The following is a 23,574-nucleotide window of genomic DNA, read 5'->3' as shown; positions in this document are numbered from 1 at the left end:
GCTGAAAATCGCGCAGTGTAACCGCAAAGGTGGGGCGGCGGCCAGTTGCCAGCTGTTAGCTTTCAGCAGCCTGCGATCAGTTGTAGCCCGGTTGACCCTTAGGCCGTGCCGGTTCAACCCTCCTCTGGGGGCTGCTCGCGCTGGGGCAGCTTGATGCGGATGTTGAGCTCCTTGAGCTGGGCGGCGCTGACCTCCGAAGGGGCCGAGGTGAGCGGGCAGCTGGCGGTTTGGGTCTTGGGGAAGGCCATGACATCACGGATCGAGCTGGCACCGGACATGAGCATGATCAGCCGGTCCAGGCCGAAGGCCAGGCCGCCGTGGGGCGGGCAACCGTATTTGAGGGCATTGAGCAGGAAACCGAACTTGTCCTGCGCCTCTTCATCGCCGATCCCTAGCAGGCCAAACACCTTGTGCTGAATCTCCTGGCGGTGGATACGGATGGAGCCGCCGCCCACCTCGCTGCCGTTGATCACCATGTCATAGGCGCGGGAGAGCACCGAGCCGGGGTCGCTCTCCAGGCGCGGCAGGTCTTCCTCCTTGGGCGCGGTGAAGGGGTGATGCAGGGCATACCACTGGTCCTTCTCGTCCCATTCGAACATGGGAAAATCGACCACCCAGAGCGGTGCCCAGGGCTTGTGCATCAGGCCGCGCTCCTCGGCCAGCTTGACCCGCAGGGCACCCAGGGATTCATTGACAATGTGCGCCTTATCGGCACCGAAGAACACCAGATCGCCATCGGCGGCGGCGGTTCTGGCCATGATCGCCTGTACCACCTCATCGGGGATGAACTTGAGGATGGGCGATTGCAGGCCCTCGACCCCCCGGCTCAGGTCATTGACCTTGATATAGGCCAGGCCCTTGGCCCCGTAGATGCCGACAAATTTGGTGTAGTCGTCGATCTCCTTGCGGCTCAGCTCGCCGCCCTTGGGCAGGCGCAGGGCGGCGACGCGGCCATGGGGGTCATTGGCCGGGCCGGAGAAGACCTTGAACTCGACCCCGGCCAGCAGATCGCCCACATCCACCAGTTCCAGATCGGTGCGCAGGTCGGGCCGATCCGAGCCATAACGGTGCATGGCGTCGTGATAGGTCATGCGCGGGAAGGGATCGGGCAGGTCGATTGCCAGTACCTCCTTGAACAGACCGCGGATCATCCGCTCCATCAGCTCGGTGATCTGCTGCTCGTCCATGAAGGAGGTCTCTATATCCAGCTGGGTGAACTCCGGCTGGCGGTCGGCGCGCAGGTCTTCATCGCGGAAACAGCGGGTGATCTGGTAGTAACGATCCATGCCCGACATCATCAGCAGCTGCTTGAACAGCTGCGGCGACTGCGGCAGGGCGAAGAACTTGCCCGCATGGGTACGGCTGGGCACCAGATAGTCCCGCGCGCCCTCGGGGGTGGCGCGGGTGAGCATGGGGGTTTCGATATCGAGAAAGCCGTTGTCATCCAGGAACCGACGCAGCAGCCGGGTGACCTGGGCGCGCAGCAGGATGCGCTGCTGCATCAGCGGCCGCCGCAGGTCGATGTAACGGTGACGCAGGCGCAGCTCCTCGTTGATATCGTCTTCGTCCAGCTGGAACGGCGGGGTGTCGGCGCGGTTGAGGATCTCCAGCTCCTTGCCCAGGATCTCGATCTCGCCGCTGGCCAGGTCGGGGTTCTCTGTGCCCTCGGGGCGGCGGCGCACGCGGCCCTTGATGCGCAGCACAAATTCGTTACGCACCTGCTCGGCGCTGGCAAAGACCTCCGGCAGGTCCGGGTCATAGACCACCTGCACCAGGCTGGTACGATCGCGCAGATCGATAAAAATCACCCCGCCATGATCGCGGCGGCGATTGACCCAGCCGCAGAGTTCAACGGTTTCATCGAGGTGGCTGGCGTTGATTTCGCCGCAATAATGGCTGCGCATGGTACTGGTTACCCTGGTTGTGTCTGGAAAAGAAGGCGTTTGAAAAAGCCGCGGACATACCGCAGAAAGGGGCTGGATATTAAGGTTTAACCGCCTTCTCCGCAAGGGCGCAGGCCTTATCCGGGCTCATCACCGCGCCCATGGAGAGGATCGCCTTGAGGCCATCATCCACGCTCATGTCCAGCTCGATGACATCCATGCGCGGCACCATGATGAAATAGCCACTGGTGGGATTGGGCGTGGTGGGCACATAGAGATTGACCAGGTCACGGCCCAGCAGGCGCGCCACCTCACCGGCCTCGTGGCCGGTGACAAAGGCCAGGGTCCAGCTCTCCCGGCGGGGAAACTCCACCAGCACCACTTGCCGAAAGCTCTGGCCGCTGTCGGCAAACAGGGTTTCGGTGAGCTGTTTGGAGGCGGAATAGACCGAGCGCACCAGGGGGATGCGCGAGAGCAGGCGCTCCCACAGGGCGACCAGCTTGCGGCCGAAGAAATTGGCCACCAACATGCCGGTGACCAGCACCACCAGCACGGTCAGCACCACGCCAAGCCCAGGGATATGGAAACCGAGCAGCTGCTCCGGCTGATACTGCGGCGGCAGCAGACGCATCACCCCGTCCAGCCAGTTGACCAGCAGACGCACCACCAGCAGGGTCACCCCCAGGGGCAACCAGACCAGCAGCCCGGCGACCAGATAGCGTTTCATGAGGCAGCGGCAGCGGGGGCTGGCTCCTTCTTCGCCGACTTCGCCTCAGGCTTGGCCTTGTCGGCCGGTTTATCGACCTTGTCCGCCTTATCCGCCTTGGGCTTGTCCTCCTTGCCCGAGTCGTGCAGGTTCTTTTTGTTGCCGGACTTGAAATCGGTCTCGTACCAGCCGCCGCCCTTGAGGCGAAACACCGGCGCGGTAAGCTGTTTCTTCAGGGTCGGCTGGCCGCACTCCGGGCAGTCGGTGAGCAGCGGATCGCTGATCTTCTGCAGCACCTCAAGAGCGTGGCCACAGGCCTCGCAACGGTAATCATAAAAAGGCATGATGGGTTCCTCAGCAAAGAATTCAGAAGCAGGCACCAATATGGGGGGTGACCGGCCGGATTACAAATGGCACCATGCAGCCTGACGCCCATGGGGCGGGCAGCGACAGCCCGGAGCATGACACATTACCTTGGCAGCTGCGGGGGTCGGGACTCGGGACGCGACAGATGTCATGTTGCGGGGTGCCCCACACCTGGCTCAGATAGCTGTGGGGTCGCTCCATGCCCATTAGCTAAAGGCCACCCACGCAAACTCTGCGTGCTCTGCGCTTCGTCGCGCCCTTTGCGACCCCAGTTTTTTGCAATTTTGTTCACGATTTCGCTGCCCATAAACCGATCTGGCCCAAGCTAAAGAGGACCCCAGCATGAACCAATTCAAGGCATTTCGCATCCACAATGACGCCCAGGGCTATCACAGCGGCGTGGAAACGCTGCAAACGGAGCAACTCATGGCCGGGGAGGTACTGCTGGAATGCCGTTTCTCCAGCGTCAACTACAAGGACGCCCTGGCCGGCACCGGGCAGGGCAAGGTGGTGCGCCACTTCCCCATCACCGGTGGCATAGATGCCGCCGGCGATGTCGTCGAATCCAGCGACCCCCGCTTCCAGCCCGGTGACCCGGTGCTGGCCACCGGCTACGGCCTGGGGGTCAGCCATGATGGCGGCTATGGCCGCTACCTGCGCCTGCCGGCCGACTGGCTGGTACCCCTGCCCCCCGGCCTTGGCCCCTTCATGGCCATGGCCCTGGGCACGGCCGGCTTTACCGCGGGCCTTGCCCTGCAGCGCATGGAGCAAAACGGCCAGACCCCGGAGATGGGGCCGGTGCTGGTCACCGGTGCCAGTGGCGGCGTGGGCAGTATCGCCATCGCCCTGCTGGCGCGCAATGGCTATGAGGTAGTGGCCGTGAGTGGCAAGGAGGACCAGCGCCAGCGCCTGATGGAGATGGGGGCCAGCCAGGTGATCGACCGCAACCAGCTGCCCCTGAGCCAGCGCCCCCTGGACAAGGCCTGCTGGGGTGGGCTGATCGACAGCCTCGGCGGCGACATCCTGGCCGGCCTGCTGCCGCAGATCCAGCCCTGGGGCACAGTCGCCAGCATCGGCATGGCGGCCGGCATGGGCCTGTCCAGCTCGGTGATGCCCTTCATCCTGCGCGGCATCGGCCTGCTCGGCATCGACTCGGTGGAATGCCCCATGGCGCTGCGTCAGCACGTCTGGCAACGGCTCAGCGAACAGCTCGACCGCCCCCTGCTGGAACAGCTGGTAACCCGTGTCATCCCCCTGGAAGACCTGCCCGGTGCCTTCGAAGAACTGCTCGCAGGTCAGGCCCGTGGGCGTATCCTGGTGGAGACCAGCTGAACAGAAGACGGAGGACAGAGGACGGGGGACGGGGGACAGAGGACGGAGGACAGAGGACAGAGGGCGTATATCTGTCCTCTGACTTCTGTCTAAACCACCAAATCCAGCTCTTGAACCGTGCCGCTGGTGCCGTTTTCGCGCAGGAACAGGCCGGTTTCACGCACCCTGCCCTGCAGTTGGTTATCCCCGTCCTTGAGCAGGAAGGGGCTTTCCACATGCCCCAGATAGAGGGCACCTATGCCCACCTGACCCAGGCCGATGAGCCGGTCGCTGCCGTCCTCGTCCCGGCTCCACAGGCGCAGGCGCTGATAGACGCTGTCGTTGGCGTCTATCCAGCCGTTGGCGTCCTGGTCGTGCTCGGCCAGCTCGGCGAACCCCCGCCCGCTGCTGGGGCCAAACAGCTCGCCGCCGTCGTTGATCCGGCCATCCCGGTTGTGATCCAGGGCCAGGTAGGCGCTGCCCGAGGCCAGCTGCCGCATCTGATCCAGACGCCCGTCCCGGTCCAGGTCAAAGGCAAAATGGCGCTGGGTCAGCTCGGCCGCCTTACCGGCATAGTTGACCACCAGGGGGTCGATCAGGGCATCGCCGGCACGCAGGTTGATCTGCAGCTCGGATTGAAACTCCCGGCTCATGTGCAGCTCCAGCTGGATGTCGATCTGCTGGCCATCCTTGGTGAGCACCTGGCCGCTGGCGCTGAAGCTGCTGCTCTCCTGCTCCTGGTGGAGTTCATAATAGTCGTAGATCAGGCCCCAGCCCTGGGGTTGCGGGGCGTCGGCGGCGGCCTCGGCCGAGTCAGGGGGCTGCTGTGGCGGCGGCATGGGGTCTTGTTTTGGCTCCAGGTCGCTGGGCTTCATCAGCTTGATCTCACGCCCGGCAAAGCGCTCCACCAGCGCCTTGAGCAGGCTATATTCCAGATCGTAATAGGGCTCATCCTCTGCCGCCTTGTCCGCCTCGGTAAGCAAGGCCTTGCTCGGCTTGAGCCCCTGCGCCTGGGCCGACAGGCTCAGCTGCTCCTGGCTCTGCTGCAAGCGCTGTTGCAGGCCGGACAGGTCCAATCCGGAGACCGGCTCCTCTGGCCCTGCCGCAATCTCAAGGCCATCCGCCGACGGCCGCTCGCCAACCCAGGCCTGTAGCTTCTCCTGACGCAGATGCTGCTCCCTGTAGCCGTGCCTTGCCTGCATCTGCAGCTGTGAATCCAGGATCTTCATACCAACCCCCTCATGCCGATCTCCCCCATGACAACCACCCCTGACAGGTTAGCGGCCGCCGGGGTTGATTTCTTGAACCTATATTCCTCAGTTAAGCCACAGAGACACAGCACCACCTCTTGTTCGGGGGTTCTGGTATCCGCGAATTTTGCGCGGCGTTCGGGTCTTAATCCCCTAATGATTGGGTCTGTGGTTTGTACGGTTGCCACCGCCAATTGGAGCCAGGCGTTTGGTCTTAATCCCCTTGTTTGTGGGTCTGAGGTTCTAACTTTCTAGCATGAGCGTAACCCTCTTCCTGATTACCCATAAACCTCAGCCATCTTCAGGAGCTGGTACGGCATCGGTGGCGTTCGTGCAGCGGCCCAGCCCAGCCGGGGCAGGAGCGTCTCCAGAGCAAAGCGTCGGTTGAAACGGTAGCAGTATTCAGCCAGATAGCGTGGCAGGTGCTTATGCTGCATGGCATGGTAAACACCCGTGACGGCATTCTTGACGTTGCCGATCATCGTGTTGACCCAGGTGAATTCCTCATGCTTTACGCTATCGGGACCGCCGCCGGTGACAATCGGGATGTGCTGACAACCCGCAGCCGTGACGGCGCGAAAGCAGGCCAGACCATCGCTGTAGACGGTGCTGCCGGGTGCCAACTGGTTGCGAGACCACTTCAGGATCTCGGCAGAGCGGAATCCCTTGACCACCTGCAGGTTCATGTACAGCGGATGGCCCGCGTCAGTGGTGGAAACCGCCGCCACAAAGGGGGTCTTGTTGGGTGAGCCGCGACCCACCTTGCCACCCCGATGCTCTCCACCCCAGTAAACATCATCCAGCTGGATGGTCCCGGATAGGGTATAGCCGTCATCCCGTTCTTTCATCACCTGCATCAGCTTGTGCTTCATGCTCCAAGCAGTGTTGTAGGAGACGCCCAGTTGCCGGTGCAGTGCCAAGGCGGACAGCCCCGTCTTCGCCTGCGTCAGCAGGTGCATGGCCAGAAACCAGGTCGTCAGCGGTAGCTTGCTGGAGTCAAAGATCGTGCGACTGGTCAATGAATGCTGGTGATGGCAATGATTGCACTGAAACAGTCCACCCCGGGATGGCAAGGTGCAGTACTTCCGGCCACCACACTCGGGACATACATAGCCCTCTGGCCAGCGCCATCGAAACAGGGCCTGGCGACACTGTTCCTCCGTGCCGTAGTCACGCAGAAATTCAGCTAGACTGTAGCCTTTCTGGAATTGCACTCGGTTTTTCATGGCGTTATACCTCCTGCACCAAGTATAGCTCCCTGTGTGAACGAGGCTGATCTTTGTGGGTAATCAGGACCCTCTTTGAAGAAGTCTTAATCCCCTTGTTTGTGGGTCTGAGGTTCTAACGGGGGCGCGTAAGTCGTTTGAAGACGCCCTGCTGTCTTAATCCCCTTGTTTGTGGGTCTGAGGTTCTAACCGCTCGCCAATGCCCTGTTGGCCGCATGTAGCGGGTCTTAATCCCCTTGTTTGTGGGTCTGAGGTTCTAACGCGTGGAACTTTCTGGAGTCTCGCGTAAACAAGAGTCTTAATCCCCTTGTTTGTGGGTCTGAGGTTCTAACAAAAGAATGTTGCGGTGCGTGTTATTACCAAGGTCTTAATCCCCTTGTTTGTGGGTCTGAGGTTCTAACAAGAACCTCCTGGACACCATGGATCGGGGATGGGTCTTAATCCCCTTGTTTGTGGGTCTGAGGTTCTAACACCATAACCCTTCAATTATCTTAGGAGATAATGCGTCTTAATCCCCTTGTTTGTGGGTCTGAGGTTCTAACGGCTACTCACGAACCTTAATAAGGCCATCAAGTCTTAATCCCCTTGTTTGTGGGTCTGAGGTTCTAACCATGTAGCCGCATAACTTTAGCTATGCAGCATCGTCTTAATCCCCTTGTTTGTGGGTCTGAGGTTCTAACACCAGCGGCTACATCAACGTCTGCAACCTGAACGCGTCTTAATCCCCTTGTTTGTGGGTCTGAGGTTCTAACGTCTTGCCTATGTTTAGTATATGACCCTTCTGAGGTCTTAATCCCCTTGTTTGTGGGTCTGAGGTTCTAACTTTTCAAAACTTTTAATTTTAACGCGAGGATTGTCTTAATCCCCTTGTTTGTGGGTCTGAGGTTCTAACGGCGTGAAGATCGAACGTATTAACCAGACCAAGTCTTAATCCCCTTGTTTGTGGGTCTGAGGTTCTAACCGATTTCAGGCGATTGCATATGCTATTATTGCGGTCTTAATCCCCTTGTTTGTGGGTCTGAGGTTCTAACATTTCAACAAAGTATTAAACCTATATAGAAAGTCTTAATCCCCTTGTTTGTGGGTCTGAGGTTCTAACGCATTGCGAACAAATAGAATGGTTGGAAAAATAGTCTTAATCCCCTTGTTTGTGGGTCTGAGGTTCTAACCTGAGCTGGTGCGGCAACGGGAGTACGGAAAAATGTCTTAATCCCCTTGTTTGTGGGTCTGAGGTTCTAACAGCCGCAATTGAAAGATGCGGCGACCGTCGGGGTCTTAATCCCCTTGTTTGTGGGTCTGAGGTTCTAACCCGTCGGGCGCAATACTGCCGAGTTGGCCAAGTCTTAATCCCCTTGTTTGTGGGTCTGAGGTTCTAACTTTTCGTGATGAGGGGTTGAATGTTACATTTGGTCTTAATCCCCTTGTTTGTGGGTCTGAGGTTCTAACTGCTCGTTGCCAGAAGGCATTTGTTTTCAATGGCCTGCAGAGGCCCTTGAAAAAATTTGCCGGTTGGCGAAAGTTTACAATTTCTGCAGGATGTCATCGTCGCTCCCGAGCAGGTAGATGCCTTCGGCCAGCTGTTGCTGACCGAGGGTGATGATGTCATTTTTTTCCGGCAGTGTATAGATGCGGATGTCGTCGGCCTCGGGGTCGATCATGGCGGCGAGTTCATCGCGTAGCTGCTGCAGGCGTAGGGCGTTGCAGCGAATGAGAAAGACGGAGTATTGCACCGGCATGGCCTGCTTTTTGAGAAAGCGGTGGATGCGGCCCAGACGCCGGGGGTCGCCGATGTCGTAGGCGATGATGTGGTGCTTGTCTTGATTCTGCGCCATCAGTTTTGCTCCAGGGTCCAGAGTTCCAGCAGGTTGAGCAGGCGTTTGAGCTGCCAGTCGATGAGGCCGCGCTGCTGGTTGAACCAGAGGGCGGCAAGCTTGCGGTCGATGGGAATTTCGTGGTTTTGTGCTTTAAGCCCGCGCTGGCGCACCAGGAGCAGTATGCCGCTGAGGATGCGGGTGAGATCACGGGCCAGATCCAGGGGTTGCTGCAGCAGCAGGGGGTCGCCCTGGATGTCCAGGTCGCGCAGCCGCTGGTTGATGAAGCCGTAGAGGTCGTTATTGAGCCATTGCAGCCCGGCATCCGCCGGGTCTTTGGGGTGGCGCTCGGCCAGTTGGGCGCGGCTCCAGCTGGGCAGGGCTTCGAGGTCTTTGCTTTGCTCGTAGCGGTAGCCGAGTTTTTGCGCGACATAGCGCAGGGTTTGCAGGCGGCGGCCATAGCACCAGCGCTGATACTGATTCTGCCAGCCGGGGCGGGCGAGGATGGCGACCAGGCGGATGGCGAGGCTGTGTTGGGCGTGGTTGCTGCCGAGCAGGCGGGCGAGGGTTTGCCCCTGGGCATCGAGAAATTGGATGCAGATGCCGCGCTCGGCGCAGGCCAGCAGGGCCGGGGTGCTCCAGGTGATGTTGTGGTCGGCCTGTACCCGTTCGATGTAGCGCAGGGGGTAGAGGTGTTCGGCCTGGTTTTCGCTCTTGACGCGCAGGGCGGGGCCTTGCAGGACGATTTGCGTCGGTGCCTTGGCGTGCAGGTAGAGGGGTTTGGCGTACATGGCTGCTTCTCAGGGTTCCAGTGGGGGATTGGGGCTTTGTTGCAGCTGCAGCGCCAGGGCCTGGGCGATGTGGCGCAGCTGCGGCCGCCAGCCCTTGGCATGGGCCTCATAGAGCGGGTAGAACAGGGCGCGGCCGGGCTTGTTGAGCAGGCAGCGGGTTTGGCTGTGGCCGTCTTCATCCGGCTGGCTGTCGCTGCCGAAGTGGTCGGCGCGCAGGGTGCGGCTGCTGAGCAGTTGCCAGACCAGGGCGTCGATGTGGGGGCGAAAGGGTTCGACCAGGTCGCAGACCAGGGAGGCGCGGCCGTGGTAGGGCTCGTGATAGAAGCCGAGCCAAGGGTCGAGCCCGGCACCGGCGACGGCCTGCTGCACAGCGCCATTGAGCAGGGTGTAGCCGAGGGAGAGCAGGGCGTTGACCGGGTCCGGCGGTGGCCGACGCTGGCGGCCAGCAAAGCCGAGGCTGTCGGCAAACAGGCTGGCGTAGGCCTGGAAGTAGCAGCGGGCGCCGCTGCCTTCGATGCCGCGCAGGCTGTCGATGGTTGTCGGCGGGCTGTGGCGCAGGCCCTGTTGCAGGCGTGCCAGGCTGTCGATGCCCTGAGTCAGGGGGTGGCGCAGGTCGGCACGGCGGCGACGGGCGCGCAGCAGCAGGCGCCGTTGCCGCTGCAGTTTGTGCTGCATGAGGCGGATGGACCAGGCCAGGCGCTGGGCGGGGTCGAGGTAGAGTTGGTATTGGCCGAGACGGCGCATGACGTCGCGGGCGCCGGCAACGCCGAGGTGGGCGGATTCCTGGTTGTGGTAGCCGCCGAAGAAGGTGAGGCCTATGCCCTGGGCGCTGAGGCTGGCGAGCAGGCCGGTTTTGAGGCCGACGCTGGCCTGGCAGACGATGTGCTCGACCAGGCTGAGGGGCAGGGTTCGTTCCAGGGCGCCATCACGGTGGATGTGCAGGGCCTTGCCGTGCAGGCTGAGCTGGATGTCGCGGTGATCAAGGTAGAGGGTGCTGGTCATTGGCCTTATCCCAGGTAGAAAAATTGGTCGTCATCCAGGGGGACGGCCTTGCCGAGGGTGTGGCTGGCGCTGCGCCGGTCGAGCCGGATCAGGGCAAAGCGGTCTTCATCGGGGTCTATGACCTGCTCGACCCGGCTGACCAACTCGCGCTGCTGGGCTGGGGTCATCGGGCATTCAAAGACGGATTTCTGCCGGCCGAGGGCGTAGTCAAGCAGCACATGCAAGGCCTGGCGCAAGCGGCTGGGGCTTTGGATGTCGTAGGCGGCGAGGTAGAGGTGATCGTTGTTCATGGGCCATAGCCTAGCCCTTTTGCGGCGAATTTCAGGTTCCGCAAGCTTGCGGTTTGCTGGGGGTGGCGGGGGCGGCCAGGCTCGCCTTGACCTCGGCGACCCGGAGGTAAAGATGGTCCTGCGCATCCAGAAATGAGCGGAAACCGAACCGGGTATAAAACGCCCTGGCCCCGGGCTTGGCATCGACGACGATCAGGGGAAAGCCGATGACCTCGCTCGCCTGCGCCAAGCGAGACAGGGCGTCGATCAACAGCCATGAGCCGTAACCTCTGCCGGTGTGCCGATGATCGACCGCCAGACGCGCAATCAGGCCGGCCGAATGGGCGGTCGGGTGGCGTTTTTGATAGTTTGTGGGCAGATTGGCCAGGTCAATCTGTGTCAGGGAGACTGTGTAGTAGCCGAGGATATGGCTCGGGTTGTCGGTGGCAGGAAGGATATAGGTGCGCGCATTGTCCCTTTTGGATTGCTGGCCCGCCAAGGTTTTCAGGTAGCTATTGAGGGCCGTTACGCCGCAGTCGAACCCGTTACGATCATGCAGCTTGCCATCCAGCGCTAGCGTTTGCATCAGCGCGTCTGCTGATAGCGGTGCGCGGCCTCTTGCAGTGGGGCAATGGCTTCAACCGGCTGATCCAGGTAATCGATCAGATGTTTGGCATCACGCTCGGACAGTTGTAGCTGCTGCTCGCGTTCGAGGATCTGCTTGGCCTTCTCGACCGCCGCATGTAAGACGAAGGTGTTAATGCTGGAGATACCGCTCAGCGCCGCCGCGTCCTGCAAGAGTCGCTGCGTGTCCGCATCCACGCGGGTGGTGATTCGGGGTAGTGTGGCAGTTGTCATGGCAGGGTCTCCTATTGGGCTGTCTGTGTGCCATTATGGCACATGGATGGCTGCTGTCTTCTTGCTGTAAAGCAACCTTGCTGTTGGTGTCCGGCGAAAATTAATCTGGCCAGGCTTCTATGGCCAGAACCAGCTCTTGAGCTTTTCCTTGAGGCGCTGCAGGTCGCGGCCGGCGGCCAGGTCGATGCGCAGGTCGGCACCCCTTTGCCGGTCGTGGTCCGGCAGGGGTTGGTAGCTGACCAGCATGGCGCGGGCGTTGAGGCCGCCGAGCAGGTCCTTGAGGCTGTCCAGGCGGTAGAGGGCATCGGCGCCGGGGCCTTGGCCTTGCCATTTCTTCGCCTTGCATTCGAGCAGAAACAGGCGGTTTTCCACCAGGGCGGCGACGTCGATCTCATTGCGCACAGGCTGGCCGCGCTGGTGGCGGCGCACCTGGATGTTGCGCGCCAGGTCTTGCATGGGGCCTTGCTGGCGCAGTTGGGCGCAGAGGTCAAAGACGTACAGCTCCAGCCAGCCGCCGTTGACGAAGAAGCGATCATCCTCGCTGGCGAAGACCAGGCGCTGATCCTTGAGCTGGACAAAGCCGTTGGCGGCAAAGCGGTCGATGAGCAGCTCCAAATCGGCATCCAGCTGGCCCAGTTCGGTCAGGGGTTTTGAGCGCAGGCCATTTTCGGCGCTATTGGCCAGCCAGTTGAGGCTGCGCAGGGGGCGGCTGAAGCGGTCGATCTCTTCAATCAGGTAGTGGCAGATGTCGCGCTGCTGAGGGTTAAGGCCCTGGCGTTGCGCCCTGCCCTGCAGGCCGGCGCCGTGGGCGGCGAGGAAGTCCTCCAGTTTGAGGCGGTCGGCCAGGTCGATGGCGGGCTGCTCCTTGGGGTGCAGCCAGATGAGGCGGTCCAGCTCCGGGTGGACGTAGAAGATGGGCAGAGCAAAGTCACGAAAGATTTCATAGGCGGCGATGCTCATGGGCTTGGTGCCGCCGGTGGCGTTGAGGATGAAGCGGTCGTGCCGCGGGTGTTCGCTGAGTTGGTTGAGGATTTGCTCGCGGGTGGCTTGGATGTCGAAGGGGTTGTCGATGCGCCAGCGCTGCAGGCGAATGCCCCGCGGGCGGATGACCTGCTCCAGCCAGTCGGCGCGCTGGGCCATGTCGGCGCTGACCGCCAGTATGACCTCGTCCGGCCGGGTGGCGGGGTCCATCAGCGGCGTGAGGTTGGGCGTGGCTTGGGCGGATACCAGGCAGAGATGGATGGTCATGGCTATTCCTCGGGCTCAAATGACATGGGGTTTCTGTATCGGTAATCCGTCACCCGGTTTGGCGCAGCGGCGGGCGCGGCCCGTCCTATGGCAGCAGCAGTTTATAGGGCGGCCCGTGGCCGCCGTGGGCCTGGCCAGGGCGGTTTGGCGCAGCGGCGGGCACGGCCCGTCCTATGGCAACAGCAGTTGATAGAGCCGGTGGTCCAGCCGTTTGAGCAGCTGCTCGCGCTGCTCGCTGGTGAGAAAGGCGTGGCTGAAGCCCTGCTTGAGCATGGCCAGGGCCTCCCAGCGGCTGAGGCCGCCGCTCATGCGGCTGGCGGCCAGGTATTCGGCGCTGATGTCGGTGCGGCTGATGCCGGGGTTGTCGGTACAGGGGCAGAGGGCCAGGCCCGCCTGCCAGAGGGCCTTGAGCGGGTAGGCGGGCAGTGATCGGGTCGCGGGGTACTGGGGGTCTTGGTAGCCGACCACCTCGCGGTTGGAGCTGGGGCAGAGCTCCAGACAGATACCCCGATCGCGGAACTTTTGCATCAGCCTGGGGTTTTGCAGCAGGCTGAGGCCGTGGCCGATGCGGTCGGCGTGCAGGTGATAGGCGGCCTTCCAGATACGCTCCGGCGGCTGGCCCTCGCCGGCGTGGATGCTGATGGGCAGGCAGGCGGCAAAGGCCGGGGCAAACCAGCGCTCCATCTGCCCCAGGTCATAGTTATCCTCATGGGCCTCATCACCGGCCAGGTCGAGGCCGACGACAAAGCCGCGCTCCTGCTCGGCCACCGCCAGGGCCACGCTTTGTTGGATGGCGTCCGCCGGGGCGCGGCGATCAACGATGACGATGAAGCGGATAATGGGGCGCATGCCCTGCTGATTCAGGGTCTGCTCCGGGGTCTGGTTCAGAGCCAGCTCCAGGGCCTGTTGCAAGCGGCGCAGAAAGCCGACCCCATCGCCAGCCAGGTATTTTTGCGGACTGCCGCGCAGCTCCAGGTAGGCCAGGCCCTCGCGCTGGGCCTGCTCCACTATGGCCTGGGCGTAGGGTTCGATGGCGGCGGGGTGTTGCAGTATGGCCGAACCGGTCAGCTCGCCGGGGCGCTCATAGGCGGCAAAGCCACGCGGCTGTTGGATCAGGCCATGGCGCGGTTCGGTAACGCCCCAGAGGTTGTGCCGCAGCTGCGCATCGCTGGCGTGCAATAGCAGGGCGGCGGCGCGTTCGCTGCGCCGTTGCGCCGCTTCGTGCGGGCCGGCTTGCAGCCGTTGCGGCCAGCGCCAATCCCATTCGGCCTGGCCCCATTCGGCTTGGTGCAGCAGGGGCTGTAGCCGCTGCAGGGCCTGGCGGCGCTGGGATTTATCCATCGCCTGCCAGACCGCCTCGGCCACCCGGCGCTGCTCGGCCAGGTCCAGGCAGCCGCCGAGATGGCGGTGCAGATCGACCTTGGGCAGGGCCTCCAGCCAGGGGCGATCCAGCGGGCTGTGGCGTAGCTGATTGATGGTACCGGTGGGCAGACGATACAGCTGGCGCCAGTTTTCGTGGCGCTCGTTCTCGCCAATGCGGGCGAGGAAGTTGCCCAGCAGGCGGCCGCTTTCCTGCTCACGCCGGTCGATTTCCCGATACAGCAGAGCCGATTCCGGCAGGGGCCAGGACAGTGCCTGATTGGGCTTACTGTGAAATAACACGGGGATTTGCCCCTCATCCTGGGAGCTCCGAGCGCTGGCTCGGAGGCGCAATGGGGCAGGTGTGGCCCTGTCTAACGGCAACCCCGGATTCCGCTGCGCTGCATCCGGGCTACGGGGCTGCCGAGTCCCGAGTCCCGAACCCCAAGTCCCGAAGCGGCTAAGAGATGTTTCATGTTCCGGGGTGGCGCTGTCCGCTCCATGTCCGTTGGGTTCGGCCAGCGGCAGCGGGTAGGCCGCCGCGCCGATGGCCGGGTCAACATCGAGGATTTCATGGCGCAGACCGGCACCGACAATCAACGGCGTGATCTGCGGCTTGCCCTGGGCATCGACCATGAGTTCCACCGGTATGGGGCCGATAAGGTCCTCGGGCTTGGGCCGAAACAGCGCTTGCGGTAGCTGGCCCGAGTCCACCACATGCAGCAGACGATGACAGCCAAACAGGCTGGCGGCGCGCTGCAGATCGGCGCTCATGGTCTTGCGCCCGCCGGCCAGGCTGAGCAAGAGCTGGCCCCCTTGGCAGGCCTCGCTGGCCTTGAGGCTGAGGCGAAAGGCCAGCTCGCGGAAGTGTTCGCACTCGGCCTGAGTGGCCAGCTGATCACTACCCTGGGCGCGCCAAATGCGCAGGCGGCGCGCCATGCCCATCAGTTCAGCCCAGGCCAGCAGGTCCGCCAGGCTGGCATCGGTCTGCGCGCCCTCGGTGGTGCAGACCCAGATCTCATCCGGCGGCCGCAGCTGGTGCTCGGCCTGCAGCTTGGCGATGCCCTGGCGCTGCGGATGATGGGCGTAGAGCGAAAGCTCGGGGTCGAGCAGGCCGAGTACTTCGGGGATCACCGCCCAGCTGGCACCCAGGGTGCAGAGGAGTATGTTCATGGGGATTCATCGGTTAATAGATTTTACGGTGAAACAACATTGGGATTTGCCTCTTATCCTGGGAGCTCCGAGCGCTGGCTCGGAGGTGCAAAGGGGTAGCCCGCTGGTGGGAGGGCAGCTGTGCTGCGCGATGCGGCCGCTCCAGGTCGCCCAGCACAGCTGGCCTCCCACGCGCAGGGCGCCCGCTCGCGCCATTGCGCTGGCCGCTGCAGGGCGGCGCTGGGGATGACCAGGACCTCAGGCATCGCCGACCTCCTGGACCCAATAGCGCCGAATGCGCGCCCCGGCCTGGCGCAGCTGCTCGGCGCTGAGTTCGCGGCCACGCAGGGCACGGGGCAGCTCCAGGCTGAGGTGATGATACTCGGCGCCACGGGCGCAGACCTCGGCGGCCAGATTCACCGGCAGCGAGCCTATCACCCGATCCCCGGCCTGCACCTGATCCAGCTCCAGGTGCTCCAGATGCCGGTCATAGGCGATACCCGTCTGCTCGGCCCAGTGCAGGGCACCGGGGTGACGGCTGATAAACCAGGTGGTGGGCATGATGCTATTCCTCAGTTTAGACGGCTGCGGTCCTATGCCATCAACCGGGCCAGCTTGTCGCTGGCCTCCTGCTTGCGCTTTTTTGCCCAGGGCAGGTCCTTGGCGATGCGGCGCAGTAAATCGGCCGCTTGCTGGCGATATTCTGGCGACTCCCAGCCCAGAGCATCATCCAGCAGCTTGAGCCGCTGGGTGGCTACCGGGCAGCCGGCATCGAGCCCGCCCTTGTCCTTGGTGGCCAGGAACAGCTGCTCCAGTTCCTTAATCTGGCGTTGCTCATCGGACAGCTTATCCAATTCGGCCTGGGCCTGGGCCTGCGCCTGGATCTGCTCAAACGCCTGTTTCATCGCTGCTTCGGCCTGTGCATCCCGTTGCAAACTGCCATAGCCCACGGCGGTTTTGGCGCCAAAGCCGAGCCAGTCAAAGGCGTGTTCAAAGGCGGCTTGGAGCAGGCCCTGCCAACGGTCGGCCTCGGCCAGGTCTGGGGCAATCCGGGCCAGCAAGGCCTGATGGCACTGCACATGAAAGGCAAATCCCGAGCCGGGCGGTACGCTGAGGAAGTTGATGGGATTGGGCTGGCCCGATTCATGGGGCGAGTCGCTATTGCCTGCCCTGTCATCGCGTTTTTTCTGGTAATAGTGGCTTTGGTGCGCCGTCATGACCTCGACCTCCAGCCGATCGCCCTTGATCTGCGGGATGACATCCCAGAAGCTCAGGGCACCGCGCATCTGTTCCTTGCCTCCCATGCTGCATTCCTTGCCGAACAGGGCGTCGATCATGCTGAAGTGGACCGGCTCCTTGCCCATCTTGAGGGTATAGCTGGGCTGCTGATTCCAACCCCGCTCATCGCCCCAATCACCGCTGGCCAGCTCACGCGCCGCCTGGCGTAATACGCCCTTGACACCGCTGCCGGGCAGATAAGGCAGGCCGTAGGGATTGAGAAAGGCAAAGCCGTTTTCCAGCGGGTGTTCATTGCCCAGGCCGGTGGTGAAGGGGGCAATGGAGCGGGCCTGCAGGCTCAGCATCTGCGGCAGCACAGAGGCCGCCGCGGCCTGGCGTTGCGCCAGTTTCTCCATCAGCTGCCGATCATTGGCATTCAATCGGGCAGACTGATTGAGCGCCTGGGTTTTGTTTTCATCCTTGAATTGGCGCACTTGGCGATCCCGCCCTGCCTCGCGGTAATTGAGGTCATGGCTTGTCCACAGGGTCTCGCCGGTTTTGTTGTCTTTGCCCCACACAGGCAGGTACATACCAAACCGCAAACCCGGTGAGGCCTGTGCAAAATCATCACCCAGATACTTGGGCAGCGCAGCCATGGGCATGTCACACCTCCCTTGCGGCGGCTGGGGCCATTTGCCGCAACCAGCGCAGCCAGGCAAAGGCCTCTGCGGTGATGGCCTGAAACTCCGTCGGCTGGGCATTCAGCAGGTGCTGCATGAAGGCCTCAAAATCCGGTGGCGTGCCTTGGGCTTGCTGCAGCCAATCGCGCAGGTGGCTGGCCAGTACCTCGTGGCGGCCGCCCTTGCCATGCAGAAAGGCCATTACCTGCATCAGGCCAGAGTTCATGATGAGCGCAGGCAGACCCTTGGCATCGTTGACGTAATCCTTTTGGTGCTGGGCTATGCCCGCCTTGGCCTTGGCCCAGGCATGGGTGGCCCGGCGCTGTTCCAGGGTCTGCTTGCCGCTGGCCGCTTTGTCTTGCTTGAGTGTCAGTGTTGCCATGCTCAACCCCCCACCAGCTTGGCCAGCACCAGACCACGTCCGGTGGTGGCGTCTCCACCCATCTGCAACAGGCGGCCATCCAGGATATTGTGCATTTTCATCATTACATCGACCGCCTCCAGCTTGTCTTCCTTGCCGCTACGGCTCTGGCTGGCCATGAGCGGGGCGATGAGCAGGGATTCCGGCGGCAGGTTTTCGGTATAGAACAGGCCGCCGTCATCCGCCGTGCCAGTCTTCTCGTTGATGCGCACATGGGGCTCGACCAGGGTGGCGTTTTCGCTGAAGTAGGCAAAATCGGTGTCCGAGAGCAGCACCAGGTCGGTCTTGAGTTTTTCCCTGAAAAAGCCGTATTCGGGCTGGTCGGGCAGCGCCAGCCCCGCCAGGGCGCTGGAGAGTTCGGGCAGGACCGGGTCCACATGCACCTGATATTCAAAGGCCTCCAGGTGGAGTTTGTTGTCGCCGCTCATCAGCGCCGGGTTGGCCAGCCGACAATGGCCTTCTTCCGGCAGGGGGATGGTCCATTGGGTTTTCACGCCCACCAGGTTGAGCAGGCGCTGGGCGCGGGCCAGGGCCTGAGGGCAGCTGGCATAGACGTAGCCTTGCTTGAGGCTGCGGATGGGAAAGGCCAGCAGCTGGGCATCACCAAAGCTGACCGCGCCGGCGTGCAGCTCGTCGCTGCCGGAGTCGGGGCCAAACAGGCGCTTGATCAGGTCTTTTTCGCCACCCAATTGGGCGAAGGCATGGCGAATCGCGCCCTTGATGCCGGAGCCGGCAAAGCTGGGGTGGTTGGTGTGGCGCTCACGCTGGATGGGGTTATCAATCAGGCCGGTGGCGCTGCCGGCACCCATGTGTACCGGGCTGACGGCATAGAGAAACAGGGCAGCTTGTTGTTCAAACATGGTCTAGAATCCTCTGAGTGGGTCAAGTTTACTGTGAAACATCCGTGGCAAATTTCGAGTCCCGAGTCCCGAGTCCCGAGTCCCGAGTCCCGAGTCCCGAGTCCCGAGTCCCGAGTCCCGGAGCTGCCAACAGATGTTTCAGGTTCCGGGGTGGCGCTGTCCGCTCCACGTCCGTTAGGAGATAGCTAAAGTGCAGATAATCAACATTCATGAGGTCAAGGCGCATTTGTCGGAGTACCTCAGCAAGGTCGAACAGGGAGAGACGCTGGTCATTGCCCGGCGCAACAAGCCGATTGCCGAGTTGCGCCCCCTGCCCGAGCCCACCGAGCCGAAAAAACGCCGCCCGATGGGGCTGGCGAAGGGTATGGGAGAGGTATTGCCCTCCTTTTTCGAGCCGATGAGCGAGGAGGAACTGGCTGATTGGTATGAAATACGTCCGGAGGACCCCTTGCATCCGGACTGGAAGCCCGATACCGGAGGTTCAGCATGAGATTGCTGCTTGATACCTGTGTGTTCCTGTGGCTGATCTGGGATGCCCGAGAACTGCCAGAACAGGTGCGAGAGGTCATTGCCGACCCGGAGCATGAACTTTGGTTGAGTTCGATCTCGATTTGGGAGGCCTGTCAGAAGCATCGGCTGGGCAAGCTCAAACTGCATGCCCCGGAAGGTGCCTGGGTGCATTTCGTAACGCAACGCGATGCCCATGGGGTGCAGGGTCTGCCCTTTAACGAGAGGGATGTGCAACATCTGGCGCACCTGCCGATTCTTCACCGCGACCCCTTCGACCGCATGCTGATCTGCCAGGCCATCGAGCGGGGCCTGACCCTGGTCTCCCCTGACCCGGTGATCCGGCGTTATCCGCTGCGTACTCTTTGGTCTTGATCGAATTTTCATCGCTTAGCTCCAGATAGCCAATGCCAGGCGATTGAAGCCCTCGGCGCGACGCTGGGCATCGTACCCCTGCTCGGGCCAAAAACCCTGTTTGGCAAGCTTGCGCAGTTGTTCCGGCGTGGCTTGAAGCTCATCCAGCCAATAGACACAGCCGCTGGGGGCGGCGCGCTGCGCGGCCTTGGGCTGCCAGTTGGCCAGGTCCCAGCCGGAGATGACCTCGGCACGGGGTACGGCGGCACAGACCAGTCGCCCCTTGACCCCGCACAGGTCGAAGCGGACCTCCTTTTCCTGCGTCCCCTCTCCTGGCGGGAAATAGGAGAAGCCGGTGGGCAGCCAGCCGCCGCTGAACAGGCCAGGCATGGTCAGCAGCAGACGGCAACGACCGGACTGGGCGATGGCGGCATAGTCGGCTTCGGGCAGACCCTGCTCCAGGGGCTGCAGGCTGGCGGCCCGTCCATCACCACCCAGGCGGATGGCGCCCGCCGGCACCTCTGCCCCGCTGACCTGCACCAGAAAGCCGACCCCCTCGCAAAAGGCTATGGCCTGCATGCTGAACAGCTTGCCGTCCTCGGCCCGGTGCTGTTCGCTATCCAGGCCCACGCCGACGCGGGCATCCAGTGCCCAGAGCGCGCTGCTGTGAATCAGGTCTTCGGCCTGGGGTAACTGGCCGGCCAGGTAGCGTCGCCAGCCGGATTCGGCCAGCCAATAGCCGGACAGGGATTTGCTGCGTTTGTTTTGCGCCAATACCGGGGCATGGGCCAAAGGGGCAGAGCTGCTGATGCCTGTTCCAGCTAGGCCGGCCCCTGCTACATCGGATAGCCGTATGGGGCTAAGGGGTTTTATCTGTGGCTTGCCTGCCTGTCCGGCGCTGATCAGCAGGTCCGCCGGGGTTGCCATCAGTGCCTCGATCTGGCCGTCGGCCAGGCTGCGGGCCAGATGAAAGGCGGCCAGCATGAAGCTGCCCGGTTGCTGCGGGGTGCCCAGCTGCGGGTGTGCCTGCCTGCCTTGGGCAAATAGCTTCAGGTCACTGCCATCCTGAGCCAGGATATGGCTGCGGATGGCCCCCGCCATTACCGATGGCCAGGGAGGAACCAGGGATTCACCATAGCTGCCTGGGTCGCCAAACAGCTTGTTGCCGCGCAGGAAAAGGACATCATGGGGTTGGATGAAATGGGCTTGTTGTCTGTTCATGCGGCACCTCCGCTGCGGGTCTCGCGGGCCAGAAACTCGGCCACGCTCATGAAGTTCTCCAGCCACTTGCGGCCATCGCTCGATTGGGCTGCGGCCAGGTTAGCCAGGCGCTTGGCCAGCCCGGCCGCCTGGGCCTGGGCATGGCCAGCGGATTGCCGCTCCAGTTGGTAGGCCAATAGCCGTTCCAACATTTCTGGCTGCTCCTTGCTGTGAAAATCGCTGGGTTCGGGCAGATCCTTAAGCCATTGCTGGCTGTGATAGACCGCCCGCCGGGAGGTATCTGGGCTGGCCAGGTAGTCCCTTAGCTCGGCCAGCAGTACCAGTGGCTCACCCCAGTGTTCCGTCAGCCGCAGGGCACCGCCGGAACGCTTGATCAGGCTGATGGAAAAGGCATTGCGTCCGCCCTCGTTCTTGGCGCGCTGTTCGGCGCTTCGCAGCTCGCGCATCACCGCCGCCAGGGGTGCCTGATGATGGGCGATGATGGCCCCACAGCTGGCGCTGGCCTGCCGACCCATCATGCGCATCAGGCGCCCGTTGAGCCAGGCAAAACCGCCCTTGCATACCAGGCGGTTGCGCCCCTGCAACTGCCCCCAATCCAGGCATTCATCCTCTGGTGTGGTGCCGGAATAGGCATGGCGCAAGCGCTGCATGGCCGGCAGCAGATCGCTGACCGGCAGCATGGCCAGGACATCGTCGCCACCGGCATAGATGACCCGGCCCAGGTATTCTTCCTCCACCACATGACGCACGACGGTCTGGGAGAATTCGTTCAGGGCCGAGGAGATGGCCAGGTGGCGATTGGGCGAGAGGCTGCGCTTTTGCTTGGCGTAGCGCTGGATCAGCGCCTGCTTGGCCGCCGCCGCATCAAAGCCCTTTTGTACCCTGGGATGAAAGCTGTCGCGGTAGGAGATACGGGTATCCTGGGCGGCATCGGTCGGATCTTCTCCCGAGAGGATTTCCCCCATGCGGTCGCCATCCAGCATGATCAGGCCGTAGTAGGTCTCCAGACGTATTTCATCTCGGTCCAAGGCCGTGGCCAGGCTGTCCTGCACCAGTCGTTTGGCCTTGAATAACGCCTCATCCCCGTCTGCCTCAGCGGCCATCTCCAGCAAGCTGGGGAGTCTTTTGGCATCGGCCAGGGCAGGGTTTTTCGCGTGCTTGCGCGTCAGTTTACGCGGCAGGGCCACAGCCTCGGCATCCTTGGCCAGTGCAGCGAAGCCCGGAGCGGTGGTGCCACCCTTGCTCAGCCATTGGTCCAGTTGATGGGCCAGGGCCATGGTGTGGGTGGACACCACAAAGCGGCCAATGGTCTTTTGCTCGCCCTGCTCACCCGCACTCAGGGCCTTGCCTACCTCCTCCTGAAAGATGCTCGGCCAGAGCCGTTTGATGGCCGGCAAGGCGCTGAGGTGCTCGCCCTTTTTTGCCCAGGAGGGCTTGCTGACGGCAATCCTGGCCCAGAGGGTATCTGTCTGCTGCCGATAGGAGCTTTGCAGCTGGCTGCGGTCTGTGGTTAGCCACTCTGCCTCGCCGCTGAGTGAGCAGCGCCAGCCGCTTTGCTCGCTCTGCTGGAAGGCGCGGGTTGCCTTGGCGGCGGCCATGACCCGCTCCGCCAGGTCAAACACCGCCGGGTAAAGCACGCCGGGGTTGGGGGCGAAAAAGCGCGTGCTACCCCCATCCGCATCGGCCCAGTCGATCTGTTGCGACAGGATCTGCCAGGCGGGGCTGGCGAGAAAGCCGTAGGGCCCGGCGTCGGAGTCGAAGAAGGGTGCCATGGCGGCGGACAGGGCGATGGTATCCAGATCGGTCTGTTTGTCCGGGTTTCTGGGTTTGATCAAGGAGAAGGGCACGGCTGCCCAGTGCACCTCGGGGAAGCCCTCTAGCTGTTGCCGCATTTGCTCGAAGGGCAACGGGCTCTCCGGGTCCAGGCCCGCCTCATGCAGCAGGCGCGTTACCACATCCCTGCCCAGATCGCGCAGCCACTGCCGCACCGACTGGGTGACCTGCTCGGCAAGGGCTTGCGCCTGGCTGGCCGGCACCAGGGCGACAAAACGATTCGGCAGCGCGGCGGAAAACAAGGGGTTGGCATCGCTGGCCCCCCTGTTCCACGGACAGTCGGCAAACAGCTCATCCGGTAGCTGCATCTGCTCGCGCAGCCATAGGTCCACCTGGGGTATGCCCCTGAGGCGCGGAAACAGGATGGCGTCCGGCCCCAGCTGTTCACACAGCGGGCGCATGGCCTCCCAGCTCAGGCGCGATAACAGATGCGAACCGGCCCAGAGATCGGAGGTCGAGCGTGCCGCGGCAATGAAGCCCTGCACCGGACCAATGGACAGGGTGAGCAAGGCGGCCTCACCCTTGGGGTCAGCGGCAAAGGCGCCGGCGAAGGCCGAGGTGAGGTCCAGGTGATCCCAGATGCTGTGGTCGGGAATGCGGGTATCGGCAGGCAGTACCGCCCACAGGCTGCCGAGCTGGCCATTGTCCTGGGTATCCGCTGCGCTGACCGATAGATCCGGCCCAAAGCGCCAGTAGGTCAGCAGGATCTTGCGCCAGTCCTGCGGGTTATCATTGACCGCGCCCAGCTTGAGCAACAGCTCGGAGAAGTGCTCGAAGCTGCGCCGCTTGATGTCCTGGATTTCGGTCTCTTGCAGGCCGCCCAGCAGGGGGAATTGCTCCCCGGTCAGCGGATGAATCAGTACCGGCTGCTGCGCCCAGCGCACCTGTGCCCAGGGGGCAACGGCGAGGGTCTTGCCCGAAGGCAGGGTGATTTCCTGCATGGGCCACTGTGGCCGGTCGGCGGCGGCGGCCCACCAGTCGGCCCGCTGCACATGCCGGTAGATGTTCAACGGCAGCCCCTTCTTGAACAGCACGCGGGACAGCACCTGGTCGTTGTCCGGGTCGATCTGTTCGGGCAGCCTGTCCAGGCCCAGCAAGCGCTTGAGCGCGGCACTGGTGCCGCCCTCATGGCCGGCCGGATCACGCAGCAATACCAGGGCCTTTTCCGCCGGATCGTGGATGCGGGCGGCGAGCTTGGTTTGCCAGAGAGTCTCTACTTTTTCCATGCTGAATACCTTTGCGACTGGG

The 23,574-nt window shown here is 62.6% G+C and carries 22 protein-coding genes and 1 CRISPR repeat array; of the genes, 3 read left to right on the top strand and 19 right to left on the bottom strand.

Annotated features, from left to right (window positions below; genetic code table 11):
- Positions 1-113: 113 nt before the first annotated feature.
- From aspS to D5125_12790, 3 genes are all read right to left on the bottom strand, one after another.
- Positions 114-1,904: an aspartate--tRNA ligase gene (gene aspS / locus D5125_12800; GenBank protein ID QFY90292.1), complete on the bottom strand. Its 1,791-nt coding sequence runs from the start codon at positions 1,902-1,904 to the stop codon at positions 114-116.
- Positions 1,905-1,983: 79 nt separating this feature from the next.
- On the bottom strand, positions 1,984-2,610 hold the full coding sequence (locus D5125_12795) for a DUF502 domain-containing protein (GenBank protein QFY90291.1): 627 nt from the start codon (positions 2,608-2,610) through the stop codon (positions 1,984-1,986).
- Positions 2,607-2,933 carry a zinc ribbon domain-containing protein gene (locus D5125_12790; protein QFY90290.1) on the bottom strand — a complete coding sequence of 109 codons (327 nt, stop codon included), beginning with the start codon at positions 2,931-2,933 and terminating at the stop codon, positions 2,607-2,609. The genes D5125_12795 and D5125_12790 overlap by 4 nt, the downstream gene beginning before the upstream one ends.
- A gap of 364 nt (positions 2,934-3,297) precedes the next feature.
- Between D5125_12790 and D5125_12785 the strand changes: the two genes are divergently transcribed.
- A complete protein-coding gene (locus tag D5125_12785; GenBank protein QFY90289.1) occupies positions 3,298-4,287 on the top strand; it encodes a YhdH/YhfP family quinone oxidoreductase in 990 nt (329 codons plus the stop codon).
- Between the two features lie 89 nt (positions 4,288-4,376).
- Here D5125_12785 and D5125_12780 read toward each other — a convergent pair whose 3' ends face one another.
- The 14 genes from D5125_12780 to cmr4 all read right to left on the bottom strand — a co-directional run bounded on the left by D5125_12780 (position 4,377) and on the right by cmr4 (position 18,411).
- Positions 4,377-5,495: a hypothetical protein gene (locus D5125_12780; GenBank protein QFY90288.1), complete on the bottom strand. Its 1,119-nt coding sequence runs from the start codon at positions 5,493-5,495 to the stop codon at positions 4,377-4,379.
- 299 nt (positions 5,496-5,794) lie between these two features.
- A complete protein-coding gene (locus tag D5125_12775; protein ID QFY90287.1) occupies positions 5,795-6,742 on the bottom strand; it encodes an IS1595 family transposase in 948 nt (315 codons plus the stop codon).
- A gap of 83 nt (positions 6,743-6,825) precedes the next feature.
- A CRISPR array of direct repeats spans positions 6,826-8,188; the repeat unit is 37 nt; unit sequence GTCTTAATCCCCTTGTTTGTGGGTCTGAGGTTCTAAC.
- Positions 8,189-8,262: 74 nt separating this feature from the next.
- Positions 8,263-8,574, bottom strand: a complete 312-nt coding sequence (cas2, locus tag D5125_12770) for a CRISPR-associated endonuclease Cas2 (GenBank protein QFY90286.1) — start codon at positions 8,572-8,574, stop codon at positions 8,263-8,265.
- On the bottom strand, positions 8,574-9,344 hold the full coding sequence (locus tag D5125_12765; protein ID QFY90285.1) for a CRISPR-associated endonuclease Cas1: 771 nt from the start codon (positions 9,342-9,344) through the stop codon (positions 8,574-8,576). Before D5125_12765 ends, cas2 (D5125_12770) begins: the two co-directional genes overlap by 1 nt.
- Positions 9,345-9,353: 9 nt before the next feature.
- Positions 9,354-10,346 carry a CRISPR-associated endonuclease Cas1 gene (cas1, locus tag D5125_12760; protein QFY90284.1) on the bottom strand — a complete coding sequence of 331 codons (993 nt, stop codon included), beginning with the start codon at positions 10,344-10,346 and terminating at the stop codon, positions 9,354-9,356.
- 5 nt (positions 10,347-10,351) lie between these two features.
- Positions 10,352-10,636: a CRISPR-associated endonuclease Cas2 gene (gene cas2, locus D5125_12755; GenBank protein QFY90283.1), complete on the bottom strand. Its 285-nt coding sequence runs from the start codon at positions 10,634-10,636 to the stop codon at positions 10,352-10,354.
- A gap of 31 nt (positions 10,637-10,667) precedes the next feature.
- Positions 10,668-11,204 (bottom strand): GNAT family N-acetyltransferase, encoded by a 537-nt coding sequence (locus D5125_12750; protein QFY90282.2) that lies wholly within the window; start codon positions 11,202-11,204, stop codon positions 10,668-10,670.
- A complete protein-coding gene (locus D5125_12745) occupies positions 11,201-11,473 on the bottom strand; it encodes a DUF1778 domain-containing protein (GenBank protein QFY90281.1) in 273 nt (90 codons plus the stop codon). The genes D5125_12750 and D5125_12745 overlap by 4 nt, the downstream gene beginning before the upstream one ends.
- Positions 11,474-11,590: 117 nt before the next feature.
- Positions 11,591-12,727 (bottom strand): DUF1887 family protein, encoded by a 1,137-nt coding sequence (locus D5125_12740; protein ID QFY90280.1) that lies wholly within the window; start codon positions 12,725-12,727, stop codon positions 11,591-11,593.
- 165 nt (positions 12,728-12,892) lie between these two features.
- Positions 12,893-14,854: a hypothetical protein gene (locus D5125_12735; protein ID QFY90279.2), complete on the bottom strand. Its 1,962-nt coding sequence runs from the start codon at positions 14,852-14,854 to the stop codon at positions 12,893-12,895.
- Positions 14,855-15,490: 636 nt separating this feature from the next.
- Positions 15,491-15,793, bottom strand: coding sequence for a CRISPR-associated protein Csx16 (gene csx16 / locus D5125_12730; GenBank protein QFY90278.1), 303 nt, complete (start codon positions 15,791-15,793; stop codon positions 15,491-15,493).
- Between the two features lie 32 nt (positions 15,794-15,825).
- Positions 15,826-17,112, bottom strand: a complete 1,287-nt coding sequence (gene cmr6 / locus D5125_12725) for a type III-B CRISPR module RAMP protein Cmr6 (GenBank protein QFY90277.2) — start codon at positions 17,110-17,112, stop codon at positions 15,826-15,828.
- Position 17,113: 1 nt separating this feature from the next.
- Entirely contained in the window at positions 17,114-17,512 is a 399-nt protein-coding gene (gene cmr5 / locus D5125_12720; GenBank protein QFY90276.1) for a type III-B CRISPR module-associated protein Cmr5, read from the bottom strand.
- A gap of 2 nt (positions 17,513-17,514) precedes the next feature.
- Entirely contained in the window at positions 17,515-18,411 is an 897-nt protein-coding gene (gene cmr4, locus D5125_12715) for a type III-B CRISPR module RAMP protein Cmr4 (protein QFY90275.1), read from the bottom strand.
- 190 nt (positions 18,412-18,601) lie between these two features.
- Between cmr4 and D5125_12710 the strand changes: the two genes are divergently transcribed.
- Positions 18,602-18,901 carry a type II toxin-antitoxin system prevent-host-death family antitoxin gene (locus D5125_12710; GenBank protein ID QFY90274.1) on the top strand — a complete coding sequence of 100 codons (300 nt, stop codon included), beginning with the start codon at positions 18,602-18,604 and terminating at the stop codon, positions 18,899-18,901.
- Positions 18,898-19,293: a type II toxin-antitoxin system VapC family toxin gene (locus D5125_12705; protein QFY90273.1), complete on the top strand. Its 396-nt coding sequence runs from the start codon at positions 18,898-18,900 to the stop codon at positions 19,291-19,293. The genes D5125_12710 and D5125_12705 overlap by 4 nt, the downstream gene beginning before the upstream one ends.
- Positions 19,294-19,308: 15 nt before the next feature.
- Here the strand turns inward: D5125_12705 and D5125_12700 are convergent, their stop codons facing one another.
- Positions 19,309-20,493: a type III-B CRISPR module-associated protein Cmr3 gene (locus D5125_12700; protein ID QFY90272.1), complete on the bottom strand. Its 1,185-nt coding sequence runs from the start codon at positions 20,491-20,493 to the stop codon at positions 19,309-19,311.
- The gene (cas10, locus tag D5125_12695) at positions 20,490-23,552 is read right to left on the bottom strand and encodes a type III-B CRISPR-associated protein Cas10/Cmr2 (GenBank protein QFY90271.1); all 3,063 of its coding nucleotides are present in this window, start codon (positions 23,550-23,552) and stop codon (positions 20,490-20,492) included. The genes D5125_12700 and cas10 overlap by 4 nt, the downstream gene beginning before the upstream one ends.
- Positions 23,553-23,574 lie beyond the last annotated feature (22 nt).

It is taken from the genome of gamma proteobacterium SS-5, assembly GCA_009497875.2.
GTDB lineage: Bacteria > Pseudomonadota > Gammaproteobacteria > Chromatiales > Chromatiaceae > Magnetovirga > Magnetovirga frankeli.
This window is presented reverse-complemented; position numbering and strand designations above follow the sequence as displayed.